This window comes from Microbulbifer maximicatervae (SeqCode), from assembly GCF_052467325.1.
On sequence record NZ_CP174310.1, the window covers coordinates 5,101,701 to 5,115,170 of the forward strand.

A 13,470-nucleotide genomic window follows, 5' to 3' on the forward strand; every position below is an offset into this window, starting at 1 on the left:
GATTATCGAAAGGTGTATTCCTGCTATCTGATAGGGAATTTCAGAGGCTATGGGGGCTGGGGTTTATTAATTTCCCTGGTTAAGTAGGGAAATGCAGCTGGGGGCGGCGTTAGACGTAAGACTTACCCACGTTTAGTAGACACCCTGTATAGTTAGGTTTAGGCCTAACACGGAGGTGTATCATGGGTAAGAAAAGAACTCAGGCGTATACGGAGGAGTTCCGCAGAGAAGCAGTTAAGAGAGCGGAAAAGGCTGGAGCAACAACGGCTTCTGTGGCGCGAGAGCTAGGCGTCAGCGCACAGCAGATCTACAACTGGCGTCGTCAATTTAATCGACTGTCTGATAAGCAGTTCAATAGTTTAGACGGTGTCGACTATTCCAAACAGGAAAGCGCTGAAGTTCGCAAACTCAAGAAGGAGCTGCATGAAGCTCGTCAGGAGGTTGAGTTTCTAAAAAAGGCAGCTGCGTACTTTGCGAACCACCAAGAGTAAAGTACGCATTGATACAAGAGCATGTAGGGTCATTCCCGGTTAGCTTGATGTGTCGGTGTTTAGAAGTCTCAAGATCGGGTTATTATCGATGGCGGGGGCGATTGCCATCTGCTCGCACGATTAGAGAGATACGAACAATCGAGAAAATCCGAGAGACGTTTGTTGAGTTTAAAGGTCGTTATGGCGCGCCTAGAATTGCTTGCGAGCTTCAAGAGTTAGGTGAGCCATGCTCGCGGAACTACGTCGCTAAGCTTATGCAACAGGAACATATTAAAGCGAGAAACGGCAAAGGCTTTCGATATAGTCAGCCCGTAGAGGGGAGCATTAACGTCTCCGCCAACTTACTTAAGCGTTGCTTTGATGTGGATCGACCAAATTGCCGCTGGACCAGTGACATTACGTATATCTGGGTTCTGGATAGGTGGCTATACCTCGCGGTAGTTATGGATCTGTACTCTCGACGTATTGTAGGTTGGGCATTCGACTCGCAGATGACCGATGAATTGACACGTCGAGCATTGAAAATGGCCCTAGAGCGACGACCAATAAAGCCTGGACTGCTAGTTCACTCTGACAGGGGTGTGCAATATCGATCGCAGAAATACCAGGATCTCTTGTCCGAAAGCAAGTGCAAGCCGAGTATGAGTCGCCAGGCTAACTGTTGGGATAATGCGGCAATGGAATCATTCTTTAGCAGGCTAAAAGTCGAGCTGGTCTATGCCGGAACATTCGAAAGCGAAGAGCAAGCAAAATCTGAGGTGTTTGAATACATTGAGATTTTCTACAATAGAGTTCGTAGGCACTCTGCATTGGGCTATGTAAGTCCAGCAGAGTATGAGCGAAAATACGCATAGTTAGAGTGTCTACTTTTTGTGGGCAAGACCAACGTGTCTTTACCACCTAGATAACTCTTTTATTTCTGACCTTTCTGACTGAGCGCTCCATTGCCGAGGATTAGTGGCTGCGTTGCTACAAATCTAGATGGATTCCATCAAAGATCGGGTGGTTCACTTGTAATGATGAGGTATGAGCGCTAGATTTGTAACCAACCAATAAGCAAATAAATAGAAAGAATTTTTTTAATAAAGATTTTTTTGGTATGCTATATCTAATTTTTTCTTTTTTTAGGATAAAATTGTCGGTATGTGTGTGTAATTTGAAGCAACTTACCTCTTCATTTATCTCACCTGTTTGATACCCCAAAGGTACATTTAGGCTCTTGAAGTGATTAGTGTTCAAACTTTATTGTTCCAAAATAAAATTAGTGTTCAAACTTTATTGTGCGAGAACAAATGGGAGATGTTATTCCTTTTAAAAGAAAAACCGCTTGGCAAAAGCACAAGGGCAGCACCCTGTGCAGGGAAGGTTTTCATAAATGGAAAGTGGTCACCGAGCGCAAGTTTGACGTAAAGCAGGGAAAGTTGGTTACTGAATATTGCTGTGAACGGTGCGGCAAAACGAAAACGAAGCTTGTGTAAATTCTGCCTTATAGAAATCAGTTTTGGTGGGAGCTGACTTCCTTACTTGGTTCAGCAGTGCGAGTACTGAAATAAAATAGCACTCGCACTATATTAATTAGCTACTGAAAATAAACCGTAAATTAATAACGATAGTAGCGACCGCGATAACGATAGTAATCTCTGCGCTTTCTTTCCCTATCATAGAGGTAGCCTGCACCGGCACCAATAACCGCACCTGCGGCAGTGCCACCGGGGCGCCCGCCACTAATCAAGGCACCTGTTACTGCGCCTATACCGACACCGGTGCCGATTCGGCGATCGGTATCACTCATATTGGCGCAGCCCGTACCTCCAAGGCTTGCAGTCAATACTGCGGCCAAGCTGAGATATTTGATAGCTTTGATACGCATAGACACCTCTGTTACTGGAAGGTTGAGGTATAAAGAGTCGGCGCAGGCCAACTATTTCGGAGCCAGTGTAGAGTCCGCATGAACTGGCAACAAATCCAAATTGGGAGTTTCATTCCCTTTTTTTGTCAATATTTAGGTGGTTGTTAAGTTGTTCGAAAAACAAGACTTGGTAGAACTGGCTCGACTCAAAATGCCATTTGGAAAATACTCGGGCCGGGTTTTAATAGATTTGCCTGAGGAGTACCTGCTTTGGTTCGCAAAAAAGGGGTTTCCAGAGGGGCGTCTAGGACAGTTGATGGCATTAGCTTTAGAGATAAAAGTAGAGGGGTTGCAGGGGCTTATTGATCCTCTGCGCTGACCTTTTAGTAGGTTTTCTCAGTATTGCAATCACCTTGGTCGGTTTGCTCTGCGGGACTTTGACATTAATATAGTAATGCCTAGGTGTGCTTTGCGGAGCGAAGCCCAAGAAAAAGCGGGCCGTAATGGAGACTGGACTGACCCGGAAATAGGCCCACAGCGGGTAACCACTGGTCTGAATGATTTCAGCGAGGTAGTAGCGGGAGTAGAGCCAGTCAGCTTAAAAGAGGGAGCGGTCGAAACGAATTCGGCCGCCACTCTTTTACATTATTCTAAACTCAGTTCTCACCGACAAATATCCGCCGGCAATATTTTGTGAGAGAGTTGCCCGACCCGAAAGTCGGACGCAGTTATTTACTAACTAACTAACTGATCAGAGCGGGATTCGGATAACAACACCACCCATAGTGTGGCCCAGCTCAAAGTCAGTGCGCGGGCTGTCTACGTGGTCGTTGTGACAGCTCACACAAGCAGGTGAAACACCTACATCCGCATATACGGCAGTGAAGTATTCGGTATCACCTAGTTTTTCGCGGCCGTAAAAGTTTTTCCCTGGATTGTCGATTACGTACTGCAAGCCCTCTTTTTCCATCTCAGTACGCGGTTTGTTTTGTTTGTTGATTGGCCACAGGGAGAGCAGGGCATAGTTAAAGCCAGATTCATTTTCGGCAACACGTTCAGCTCCCATGCGCATCATCTGCGCGGGAAGTGGTAGCAATTTCTTATCTTGCCAGTGCTCATCAGCGTCAAGGATTTTCTCCTCGTTCTGCAGGCGGTTTACAACCTTGTTGGTGTAGTTGGCCCTGTCTGCCTCGATAACGGCAAAGATGGCATCCGCCATTCGCTCCGGAGCAACTCCCTGGTTTTTCTCACAGCCCGTGAGCAGTGCCAGTCCAGCGATAATACAAGCGGCAATACGCATATTTTCCCCTCCTATTGGGATTGATTTTGCTTGTTTTTGCTTTTGGTAATCCTTGCAATACGCTCGCGGATCAGCTCGAAGGTTTCATGCTTCTCTGCGGGTTTATGCTTGAAATTATTGTTAATTAGAGTTTTGTCAGCCAGGGCAGCAAGGGAGAATTCGGCTCCATGACAGCTCAGGCAAACGGGCATCATTTTTTCATTGGGGCGAAGGTTATGATTTTGATTATGGTTAACTACAACCTGTTCGCCATGGGTTTCCCGTGGTAAATGGCAGCTGGCACAGCTTACGCCACCCTTTGGGTTTGAATTCCAGGTATCGAAATGAGGGGACTCTTTGTAAGAGAGACTGTGCTCGTCACTGTGACAACCCAGGCAAGCCTCTACAGCGGCAAATTGCAGATTTACTTCATGGGGCCCGTGACAACTGACACAGCTCAATTCATCCGTTGCGCTGCTATTCATGGGAAGGCGGGCCTGTTGCGGGGAGATGGCGCCGACCTGCTGGATAAAGCCCTCTTCCAGCTTGTTGGACATGCGCATTCCATGTTTTCCTTGAGTGAAGGACTCTTTTTGATCGCTGTGGCAACTAGCACATTGCTCGACAATCTCAACGCTACTGAATTGCATTTGCCCATCGACGTGACAGCTGCTGCAGTTCACCTCTGTTTGTGCGTGAATACTCTGTGCCCAGACCGTTGCGATTTCTGCAGTCTGGCTAGAGCTGCTAATGTCTGCCTCGCTAACTTTCAAAGGGGCTTTATCTGAATGCTCATTTAGCCAGGACTGAACTGCTGTACGAGCGGGAAGTTTTGCAGTTTCCAATAGATCAGGTTGATCAACATGGGCGATAAGGAAGTCTTCATAGAGCGAGCCATTATCGTGATAGTTGTGGCAGCCCGCACTTGCGCAGGTTTCAAATCCCAGGTCTTTGTGACTACTGCGCTCTTCGGCAATATCGCTGTGGCAGTGAAAGCAAAAGTCGCCCGCCAGGGTTACGCCCATCTCTCCGGTGATCTGTGGTTTGTGCTCAGTGTGACAACTTACACATAGCCGGGCGTCAAGAGTTTCTAGAAGTACAGCATTGCGTGGATCTAAAAATTTCTGCCGGGGGTGTGAGTCGTCTACAAGCTCCAGTTCTTCCGCATGGCAATTCAGGCAAGCTTGCTGAACAGCATCCTCACCAGCAAAGCCATCGGTATGGCAGGAAGTACAAGCCAGCTCAATCTGGTGGTGACCGTGCGTAGCATCTCCACTGATAAATAGAGATTTATCGTCAACATTAAGGTTGTATGCCACCGCAGAGCCGATAGCCAGCGTTAGCAATACACCGTAATGCCAGAATTTAAATTGATATGATTTCATCTAGAAGTAATAAACCGCAAAAATATGGTAGGCGAGAAGGACCGGTAAGGCCCAGAGCAGGGCATAGTGAACTCGGGACCACCATTTTCGGTGTTCGCGAAGTTTCAGGTCAGTCCAATGGTGGTTGCGCGCCATAAAAACGCCGACGAGAGAGCCAGTTGCGGTTGCAGTTAGAAATACCAGCATTAATGCCAAGTTCAGATTTTCACCAAGGCGGAAGCCAGAATGTACAGCGAGTGCAATTAGAGCGATTAACCCTGTAACGCTGTGTGCATACCGCCAGTGATCGACATGCCCAAGGCTAAGCCTCTTCCAGCGTTTTCTGATACTGAGAGCGGCAGTAAACAGGCACATAGCAAGAATGGTATAGCCCGTAATCTGCTTCCAAAAATTGTCATACCAGAGTTTTTCCCAGAAAAGTGCCGTTTGCACCGAGGAGGAAACCGGAGTTGGTGGCATCAGGAAGGCGAGCGAAATCAGAATTAGTGAGAGTATTGAAGTGATCAATATCCCCTTTGAATGACGCATTACCAAGTTTGGGGCTGGAGTATCTAAAAGTTCCGCCATTAGAGGGCGGCAACTACCACAAACTGACCCGGCAGTTGTTGCCTGCTGCAACTCATTTAAATTGCGCTTACCGTCGGAAATAGCTTTGCATAATTCCCCTTTGGTGACAGAATTGCACTGACAAACCAAATAACTATCGGGAAAATCTTTGATGCTATTGCCGGATTTTTTGGCAAATACTCGCCCTTCGCTTTCAAAGTCTTTCAGTGCGCGCAGAGAAATTTTTTGTTCTTGTGCTACTATCTGGCGCAATTCATTGGCTTCGTCCCAGCTGCCGATATAAATGGCCCCGACAACATATTCGCCCTTGATAAATAAACGCCGATAAATTCCCTTGAAGCGATTCCGATAGATGTAGCTTTTTACGCCTTCTAACTGATCGATATTCTCCGGTGTTACTTCCCCCATAATTCCGCAGGGAATATGGGCAATTTTCAGCTGGATATCGGTATAACTTCCGGAGTAAGGTTGAGCCGAAAGGCTTCTATTGTGATTGCGGTGAATATGTGAACAGCAACTTTCTGCTTGCTCGTATCCCGGCCGAACAAGCTGGTAAACTTTTTGATCAAATTCAGCACACTCTCCTACAGCATAAATATCTGGATCGGAAGTTTGCATCCATTCATTGACTACGATTCCGCGCTCAGTAGATAGACCGCATTGTTCGGCCAGGCTAATTTCCGGCTTAATTCCCGTGCACAATACGATAGCGTCAACGGGAAGTTTTTCTCCACTGGCAAAAGTGAGTATGCGCTTGCTATCATTTTCCTCAATGGTTTCTAGCGAGTCTGATATCTTTAGCTCGACACCCAGTGCGGTGAGTGCTGATTTAAGAAACTCTTCACCTTCCTCTCCTAAGAGGCCACTGAGTAAGTGACCTCTAGATTGCAAAGTGACATTATTTTTTGGTGTTTTCAATGCTGTAGCAGCTTCAAGCCCCAGAGCACCGGCACCAATAACACAGACATCAGCATTTTGCTCTCTTAAGGTGAGCAGGTCATTGGTATTTCGCAAGCTTCGAAAAGGGTACACACCCGACAGATCTGCGCCTTGAATATTTGGAATAATCGGGTTTGACCCGGTAGCAATTATGAGCTTGGAATATGGCTGTACATTTCCTGCAGCATCAGTAACTGTCTTTTGCGATCGATCGATCGAAACGATTTTGCGATCAATATATTCGGCAAGCCGATGGTCACTTTGGCTGAGAATAGGGTTATTAAGCTCCTCCAGCTCAACATGGCTTGATAAATACTGAGAAAGTTTTACTCGGTTGTAGGGAGATTCTGTTTCCGCTCCATAGATAACAATTTGAGCTTCGTCACAGAATTCCAGCAGTTTTTGTGCGCAGCGCACACCCACTGGACCCGTACCGATAATCACATAAATTGGGTAACTACTGTCACTGGTATGAATACCACTTGGTAGTTGCTCGGCTAGTGTGCCGTCTAGCTCAGTCATACCTCCCCCCGACTGCTTTGGTTTTTCTATCGGTCTTTGTATTTTTTAACTTGTTAGCCAGATAGCTTACAAACTTTCTTAGACCAATATCCCACTCTGTATTGTTTTTTTGAATTCTAATTCCTATATGTTTAAACAAAATTAAATAAACGTCTAGTGCCGATTGAGTGATGACGATAGAGAATTGGACGTAAAGCGAGGTTAGTTCGGAAAATTTGAATGGACTTAACTTGAGTGCGCAGCTTTGGTTTCCTTTCGGGGTGGCCGAAAGCCTTTTGCCCCAATGCGGTGCTTTAAGTTTTATTTAGCTGCAAAAATTGCGGGATGGTAGGAGAGACTCTTTGGTCTAAGGTTAGGTGCTCGGAGTTCAAAAGCATGCGGCCCCGTCCTTGTGGGCTGCGGACTTAAAAATAGTATGCCTATTGTAAAGAACTGTTTCTTACTGGCATTTCTAGGTTAAATATCTCACCACTCCTGATAAAAAAACTAATAGTTGCTTTTAGGAGGGTTGATAAAGGACGTAGAGTTCTTTTTCTTCAAGGGCTGTGCGACGGGTCAAAGCTTCCCCAATTTTCTGGTAATCCATTTTGAAATCGCGAACCATTTCCGAGGTGAAGGCTTCATGGTTGTAGCGCTTACAAAATTGCACAACAGCATTTGCAATCTCGTTCATATCAGTACGGAAATCTTTAACTACCTGCAGGGTGTGGGCGTCGCCAGCCAGGGCCTGCTCTAGATAAACATAAAAGCGTACATTTTCCTTGATCAGGTGAGCTTGAAAGCCAGACTTAAATTGGGTCAACAGCTGCGATAACTGGCGATAGTTTTGTTTCTCGTAACCTTCTGACCACATACGCTGAAAAATACTGATCAGGGTACGGTGATCATCTTCGAGTGCTTTGATTAAGTTGGGGTCATAAGAGATGGTGCGGGTACCTTTAGTTCCTGCATAGGAGCTGCGAGTGTATTTTTCTTCGAGATCCGCCGCATCTTCTGTTTTGTTACTCCGGAACATTCCAGAAATAAAGCTAAGCATGAATTTAGTCCCAGTAATTTTTAAAGGTTTGTTATGAGGTCTGATCGCTCCGCGAAGTTGGGGGTAACTTAAAGAAAGCAAAGCTATTTGGGTCCCAGCGGGCGTGGCGGATTTTACATTGGATGACAATGGGTTTGACCGCAATGGGGGGTTAAAGGCGGGTAAAATTTGCAAAGTGAGACTTGTGTCACGCTTAAGCTATTTGCTTTTGTAATTTTACCGGAATGCAGTTGATTAACTTGAGAATAATTGGGTGGAATTTTACTGCCAGCCTAATAAAAAACCCGGCGTAGCCGGGTTTTTTGCTGGAGGCTAGCGTTAGCGTTGCTCGAGCGGTACATAATCGCGCTGCGGATAGCCAGTATACAGTTGGCGAGGGCGGCCAATTTTGTACGGGTTGGAAATCATTTCATTCCAATGTGCGATCCAGCCTGAGGTGCGGCCAGTGGCGAAAATTACAGTGAACATATCGGTGGGAATACCAATAGCCTTCATAATAATGCCGGAGTAAAAATCTACATTCGGGTAGAGTTTCTTCTCTACGAAGTAGTCGTCCTCGAGGGCGATTTTCTCCAGTTTCTTGGCGATCTTCAGTAGAGGATCATTTTCCGCACCCATAGCACCCAGAACTTCATCGCAGATGCCCTGCATTACGCGAGAGCGAGGGTCAAAGTTCTTGTAGACGCGGTGACCGAAGCCCATCAGGCGGAAGGGGTCATTTTTATCCTTGGCGCGCTGTACGAATTCGTCTATGCGGCTTTCATCGCCAATTTCCTGCAGCATGTTCAGTACCGCTTCATTAGCGCCGCCGTGAGCGGGTCCCCACAAAGTGGCAATGCCGGAAGAGATGCAGGCGAAGGGGTTGGCGCCAGAAGAGCCGGCCAGGCGAACAGTGGAGGTGGACGCATTCTGCTCGTGGTCGGCGTGCAGCAGGAAGATGATATCCATTGCCTTGGCGACAATCGGGTCTATCTTGCTGGGCTCACAGGGATTGCCAAACATCATGTGTAGGAAGTTCTCGGAGTAGCTGAGGCTATTGTCCGGATACATGAAGGGCATGCCTTGGGAGTGCTTGTAGCACATGGCAGCCAGAGTTGGCATCTTGGCAATCAGGCGGTGGGCGGAAATCTCGCGGTGCTCTGGGTTGGTGATATCCAAAGAGTCGTGATAGAAGGAGGCGAGGGCACCCACTACGCCGCACATCATTGCCATTGGGTGGGCATCGTAACGGAAGCCTTTAAAGAAATTCACCAGGGATTCATGAACCATGGTGTGAGACATAATAGTGTCTACATACTTCTTCTTTTCTTCTGCATTCGGCAGTTCGCCATTCATCAGCAGGTAGCAGGTTTCCAGATAGTCGGATTTTTCTGCCAGTTGCTCGATGGGGTAGCCGCGGTGCAGCAGTTGGCCTTTGCCGCCATCAATAAAGGTGATCTTGGAATCACAAGAGGCGGTAGATACGAAGCCCGGGTCGTAAGTGAATAAGCCTTTGCCGGTCAGACCGCCGACATCGATCACATCGGGGCCGAGGGTGCCGGAGCGAACGGGCATCTCAAGAGCGCCGTCGATACCATCGACTGTGAGGTGCGCTTTTTTATCGGACATTGCGGACTCCTAAAAATGTTCTTTTGCCGGCCTTTTCCCGCTATTTTCGGGTGCTGGCGGCCTTTTGAGCGGGGCCAAACTTAAGTGCCGCGCCGCAAATTGTCAAACCAAAAGGAGTGGACGGCCAGTCTATTGGCGGCAGGATATCCGGTTCCGCCTCGCACTAGTAGATTATTTGTCTAGATAATACACAGTAATGTCTAAGGAAATCCCGCAGTTCCCGATTTACTGCGTGATAGTAGTGGGAGCCCAGTGTAATCGCAGGCGTTCGTTGTGTTTTGACTAGTGAATGCCTATAATCCGCGCGGCTTGCGCCATGGTACGGCTACTTTGTATAAGGCTTAATCAGATCGAGTGCAAAGTAATTAGCAAGCAGCTCGTCCCTCCATTGAAAAGCTAACGGGCGCCCGGTCGTTCAGGGCAACAAGGTGTTTTTCCTGTGAACAAAAACAGACCTGTCAATTTAGACATTTCCACTATAAAGCTTCCCGCTACCGCTGTGGTTTCCATTTTGCATCGTATTTCCGGTGTAGTGCTCTTCGTTGTTGTTGCACTACTGCTGTGGATGCTCGATGTCAGTTTGGAATCCGAGCAGGGATTCGCCGAAATTGCAGCGGTATTTAACAGTATCCCTGCCAAGCTCATTCTCTGGGCATCGCTGGCGGCACTTATCTACCACATTCTGGCAGGTGTTCGTCATCTGTTTATGGATATGGGAGTAGGTGAAAGTCTCGAAGGCGGCCGTCGCAGCGCTGTGTCAGTGCTGGTGCTGGCTGTAATCCTTATTCTTCTGGCGGGAGTATGGTTGTGGTAAAAACAGTAACAAGCTTTGGCCGTAGCGGTACTTTCGATTGGCTCTACCAGAGAGTCACTGCGGTAATATTGCTCGCCTATACCCTCTTTATAGTGGGTTTTATCTTTTTTAGTAAGGACTTCGGCTACCAGGCCTGGTCCGAACTGTTCGCCCAGCGCTGGATGCGTGTTTTCAGCCTGGTTGCCTTGCTGTCCACCATTATTCACGCCTGGATTGGCCTCTGGTCCGTGGTAACTGACTACATCACCAACCGGATGATGGGCGGTAAAGCCACTGTTCTGCGCTTGTTCGTAGAAGTGATTCTGGCTGCCGTTGCCGTGTTGTACGCGGTGTGGGGCATTGAAATTCTTTGGGGTGTATAAGCAATGGCGAACATGCGTACTATTTCATTTGACGGGATTGTAATTGGTGGAGGCGGTGCCGGTATGCGCGCTGCCCTGCAGATGGCCCAGTCCGGCTATAAAACTGCGGTTATTACCAAGGTATTCCCGACTCGTTCTCACACAGTATCTGCCCAGGGTGGCATTACCTGTGCAATTGCCAGTTCAGATCCCAACGATGATTGGCGCTGGCATATGTACGATACCGTTAAGGGTTCCGACTATATCGGTGACCAGGACGCTATTGAATATATGTGTTCCGTAGGTCCAGAAGCGGTATTTGAGCTGGAGCACATGGGCCTGCCTTTCTCCCGTACTGAGGAAGGTCGTATTTATCAGCGCCCCTTCGGCGGTCAGTCTAAAGATTTCGGCCGCGGTGGCCAGGCTGCACGTACTTGTGCTGCTGCTGACCGTACCGGCCATGCACTGCTGCACACCCTCTATCAAAACAACGTTAAGCACAAAACCGAATTCCTGAACGAATGGTTTGCGATTGACTTGGTGAAGAACCAGGACGGTGCTGTTGTGGGTGTGATCGCCATGTGCATCGAAGATGGCGAAGTGGTTTATATCAAATCCAAAGCGACTGTATTCGCTACCGGCGGTGCCGGTCGTATCTTCGCTTCCACCACCAACGCACACATCAATACCGGTGACGGTGTCGGTATGGCCCTGCGTGCTGGCATGCCGGTCCAGGATATTGAGATGTGGCAGTTCCACCCCACTGGTATTTACGGTGCTGGTGTACTCGTGACCGAAGGTTGTCGCGGTGAGGGTGGCTACCTGATCAATAAAGATGGTGAGCGTTTTATGGAGCGCTATGCGCCCAACGCCAAAGACCTCGCTTCTCGCGACGTTGTGGCTCGCTCTATGGTTCTCGAGATTCTCGACGGCCGCGGCTGTGGCCCGGAAGGCGATCACGTATTCCTGAAGCTTGATCACCTGGGTGAAGAGCTGCTCAACAGCCGTCTGCCCGGTATCTGTGAACTATCCAAGACCTTCGCTCACGCCGACCCGGTTAAGGTGCCGATCCCGGTAGTACCTACCTGTCACTATATGATGGGTGGTATTCCCACCAACGTTCACGGTCAGGCTCTGACCCAGGACGCTGCGGGTAACGATCAGATTGTTGATGGCTTCTACGCCTGTGGCGAAGTTGCCTGTGTGTCCGTACACGGAGCCAACCGCTTAGGTGGTAACTCCCTGCTGGACCTGGTGGTATTCGGTCGCGCTTCCGGCCTGTTTATTGAGAAGTCCCTGCGCGAAGGTATCGAGCACCGCGAAGCTTCCGAATCTGATCTCGAAGCCGCTATGGCTCGCCTGAATCACCTGGAAACCAATGAGAAGGGTGAGAAGGCTGCCGACCTGCGCAAAGAGCTGCAGGGCGTGATGCAGAACCACTTCGGCGTATTCCGTCGCGGCGACTTTATGGCCGAAGGTGTGAAGAAGCTTGCAGATCTGCGCGAGCGTATTGAAAATGTGCGCCTCGAAGACAAGAGCCGTGCGTTTAACACCGCCCGTGTTGAAGCGCTGGAGCTGCAAAACTTACTGGAAGTTGCCGAGGCCACTGCAGTTGCTGCAGAGACCCGCACTGAGAGCCGCGGTGCTCACGCCCGTGAGGACTTCCAGGAGCGCGATGATGAAAACTGGTTGTGCCACTCTATGTATTTCCCTACGGAAAAACGTGTTGGCAAGCGTGCAGTAAACTTCGCGCCTAACACTATGGAAGCCTTTGAACCGAAAGCTCGGACTTACTGATTCGGGAGCGGAATAGAGTATGTTGAAAGTAAGCATTTACCGTTACAACCCGGAAACCGACAAAGCGCCTTATATGCAGGACTATGAACTGGACACCAAGGGCAAGGACCTGATGGTGTTGGACGTTCTGGAATTGCTGAAAGCCGAAGATCAGACCTTGTCTTTCCGTCGTTCCTGCCGTGAGGGCGTTTGTGGCTCTGACGGTATGAATATTTCCGGTCGCAATGGTCTGGCGTGCACTACGCCACTGTCTGAAGCTGCCCCCAAGGGTAAACTGGTTCTGCGTCCGCTGCCGGGCCTGCCTGTTATCCGCGACTTGGTTGTGGATATGGAGCAGTTCTACGAGCAGTACAAGAAGATTGAACCGTACCTGCAAAACGATACTCCGGCTCCGGCCATCGAGCGTCTGCAGTCTCCGGAAGATCGCGAAAAGCTCGACGGTCTGTACGAGTGTATCCTGTGCGCCTGCTGTTCCACTTCCTGTCCGTCTTTCTGGTGGAATCCGGACAAGTTTATCGGCCCAGCTGGTTTGTTGCAGGCTTACCGCTTCCTGGCAGATAGCCGCGACCTGGCTACTGATGAGCGCCTGTCAAATCTGGATGACCCCTTCAGCGTATTCCGTTGTCACGGTATTCAAAACTGTGTCAATGTTTGCCCGAAAGGACTGAATCCGACGCGCGCGATCGGCCATATCCGCAATATGCTGCTGACCCGCGCCGTGTAGGGGATGCTGCGGCCGGTTATCGGCCCGCTGGGGTTCGCGCTCTGCGAACCCGGTGCCAGGTAGGGTGCCAAGCAAACGACAAAAAGCCGGTTCTAACCGGTAAAAAACTGAAAAGGGG

At 48.9% G+C, this 13,470-nt stretch carries 14 protein-coding genes; 8 read left to right on the forward strand and 6 right to left on the reverse strand.

Translation table 11 applies throughout. The features are described 5' to 3' along the window. The first annotated feature begins 182 nt into the window (after nucleotides 1-182). From ACJJIE_RS22660 to ACJJIE_RS22670, 3 genes are all read left to right on the forward strand, one after another. A complete protein-coding gene (locus ACJJIE_RS22660) occupies nucleotides 183-491 on the forward strand; it encodes a transposase (RefSeq protein ID WP_282933834.1) in 309 nt (102 codons plus the stop codon). An 8-nt stretch (nucleotides 492-499) separates the two neighbouring features. Continuing rightward, nucleotides 500-1,345 carry an IS3 family transposase gene (locus ACJJIE_RS22665; RefSeq protein ID WP_282933833.1) on the forward strand — a complete coding sequence of 282 codons (846 nt, stop codon included), beginning with the start codon at nucleotides 500-502 and terminating at the stop codon, nucleotides 1,343-1,345. A gap of 438 nt (nucleotides 1,346-1,783) precedes the next feature. Then, nucleotides 1,784-1,969 (forward strand): hypothetical protein, encoded by a 186-nt coding sequence (locus tag ACJJIE_RS22670; RefSeq protein ID WP_282933832.1) that lies wholly within the window; start codon nucleotides 1,784-1,786, stop codon nucleotides 1,967-1,969. 122 nt (nucleotides 1,970-2,091) lie between these two features. Here ACJJIE_RS22670 and ACJJIE_RS22675 read toward each other — a convergent pair whose 3' ends face one another. Next, on the reverse strand, nucleotides 2,092-2,361 hold the full coding sequence (locus ACJJIE_RS22675) for a YMGG-like glycine zipper-containing protein (protein WP_108734168.1): 270 nt from the start codon (nucleotides 2,359-2,361) through the stop codon (nucleotides 2,092-2,094). A gap of 148 nt (nucleotides 2,362-2,509) precedes the next feature. On the opposite strand from ACJJIE_RS22675, the gene ACJJIE_RS22680 reads away from it, so the two are divergent. Next, nucleotides 2,510-2,719: a DUF3820 family protein gene (locus tag ACJJIE_RS22680; RefSeq protein ID WP_282933831.1), complete on the forward strand. Its 210-nt coding sequence runs from the start codon at nucleotides 2,510-2,512 to the stop codon at nucleotides 2,717-2,719. Between the two features lie 372 nt (nucleotides 2,720-3,091). Here ACJJIE_RS22680 and ACJJIE_RS22685 read toward each other — a convergent pair whose 3' ends face one another. The 5 genes from ACJJIE_RS22685 to gltA all read right to left on the reverse strand — a co-directional run bounded on the left by ACJJIE_RS22685 (nucleotide 3,092) and on the right by gltA (nucleotide 9,676). Beyond that, nucleotides 3,092-3,640, reverse strand: coding sequence for a Tll0287-like domain-containing protein (locus ACJJIE_RS22685; RefSeq protein WP_282933830.1), 549 nt, complete (start codon nucleotides 3,638-3,640; stop codon nucleotides 3,092-3,094). An 11-nt stretch (nucleotides 3,641-3,651) separates the two neighbouring features. Then, nucleotides 3,652-5,004: a cytochrome c3 family protein gene (locus tag ACJJIE_RS22690; protein ID WP_444893055.1), complete on the reverse strand. Its 1,353-nt coding sequence runs from the start codon at nucleotides 5,002-5,004 to the stop codon at nucleotides 3,652-3,654. Further along, on the reverse strand, nucleotides 5,005-7,032 hold the full coding sequence (locus ACJJIE_RS22695) for an FAD-dependent oxidoreductase (protein WP_444893056.1): 2,028 nt from the start codon (nucleotides 7,030-7,032) through the stop codon (nucleotides 5,005-5,007). A gap of 499 nt (nucleotides 7,033-7,531) precedes the next feature. Continuing rightward, a complete protein-coding gene (locus ACJJIE_RS22700; RefSeq protein WP_282933827.1) occupies nucleotides 7,532-8,068 on the reverse strand; it encodes a hemerythrin domain-containing protein in 537 nt (178 codons plus the stop codon). A 318-nt stretch (nucleotides 8,069-8,386) separates the two neighbouring features. Beyond that, the gene (gene gltA, locus ACJJIE_RS22705; protein ID WP_282933826.1) at nucleotides 8,387-9,676 is read right to left on the reverse strand and encodes a citrate synthase; all 1,290 of its coding nucleotides are present in this window, start codon (nucleotides 9,674-9,676) and stop codon (nucleotides 8,387-8,389) included. Between the two features lie 439 nt (nucleotides 9,677-10,115). Here gltA and sdhC point away from each other — a divergent pair, with 439 nt between their 5' ends. The 4 genes from sdhC to ACJJIE_RS22725 are packed head-to-tail and all read left to right on the forward strand — an operon-like array spanning nucleotide 10,116 to nucleotide 13,352. Then, the gene (gene sdhC, locus ACJJIE_RS22710) at nucleotides 10,116-10,490 is read left to right on the forward strand and encodes a succinate dehydrogenase, cytochrome b556 subunit (protein ID WP_282933825.1); all 375 of its coding nucleotides are present in this window, start codon (nucleotides 10,116-10,118) and stop codon (nucleotides 10,488-10,490) included. Further along, nucleotides 10,484-10,852: a succinate dehydrogenase, hydrophobic membrane anchor protein gene (gene sdhD, locus ACJJIE_RS22715; RefSeq protein WP_282933824.1), complete on the forward strand. Its 369-nt coding sequence runs from the start codon at nucleotides 10,484-10,486 to the stop codon at nucleotides 10,850-10,852. The genes sdhC and sdhD overlap by 7 nt, the downstream gene beginning before the upstream one ends. A 3-nt stretch (nucleotides 10,853-10,855) precedes the next feature. Then, nucleotides 10,856-12,628 carry a succinate dehydrogenase flavoprotein subunit gene (gene sdhA, locus ACJJIE_RS22720; RefSeq protein WP_282933823.1) on the forward strand — a complete coding sequence of 591 codons (1,773 nt, stop codon included), beginning with the start codon at nucleotides 10,856-10,858 and terminating at the stop codon, nucleotides 12,626-12,628. A 19-nt stretch (nucleotides 12,629-12,647) separates the two neighbouring features. After that, a complete protein-coding gene (locus tag ACJJIE_RS22725; protein ID WP_282933822.1) occupies nucleotides 12,648-13,352 on the forward strand; it encodes a succinate dehydrogenase iron-sulfur subunit in 705 nt (234 codons plus the stop codon). The last annotated feature ends 118 nt before the right edge of the window (nucleotides 13,353-13,470 follow it).

Bases quoted from the DNA above. Each gene is read 5' to 3' on its own strand.
- sdhA (WP_282933823.1), top strand. From the start codon at position 10,856: ATGGCGAACATGCGTACTATTTCATTTGACGGGATTGTAATTGGTGGA.
- ACJJIE_RS22700 (WP_282933827.1), bottom strand. From the start codon at position 8,068: ATGCTTAGCTTTATTTCTGGAATGTTCCGGAGTAACAAAACAGAAGAT.
- ACJJIE_RS22725 (WP_282933822.1), top strand. From the start codon at position 12,648: ATGTTGAAAGTAAGCATTTACCGTTACAACCCGGAAACCGACAAAGCG.
- ACJJIE_RS22675 (WP_108734168.1), bottom strand. From the start codon at position 2,361: ATGCGTATCAAAGCTATCAAATATCTCAGCTTGGCCGCAGTATTGACT.
- ACJJIE_RS22690 (WP_444893055.1), bottom strand. From the start codon at position 5,004: ATGAAATCATATCAATTTAAATTCTGGCATTACGGTGTATTGCTAACG.
- gltA (WP_282933826.1), bottom strand. From the start codon at position 9,676: ATGTCCGATAAAAAAGCGCACCTCACAGTCGATGGTATCGACGGCGCT.
- ACJJIE_RS22685 (WP_282933830.1), bottom strand. From the start codon at position 3,640: ATGCGTATTGCCGCTTGTATTATCGCTGGACTGGCACTGCTCACGGGC.
- ACJJIE_RS22660 (WP_282933834.1), top strand. From the start codon at position 183: ATGGGTAAGAAAAGAACTCAGGCGTATACGGAGGAGTTCCGCAGAGAA.
- ACJJIE_RS22695 (WP_444893056.1), bottom strand. From the start codon at position 7,032: ATGACTGAGCTAGACGGCACACTAGCCGAGCAACTACCAAGTGGTATT.
- ACJJIE_RS22670 (WP_282933832.1), top strand. From the start codon at position 1,784: ATGGGAGATGTTATTCCTTTTAAAAGAAAAACCGCTTGGCAAAAGCAC.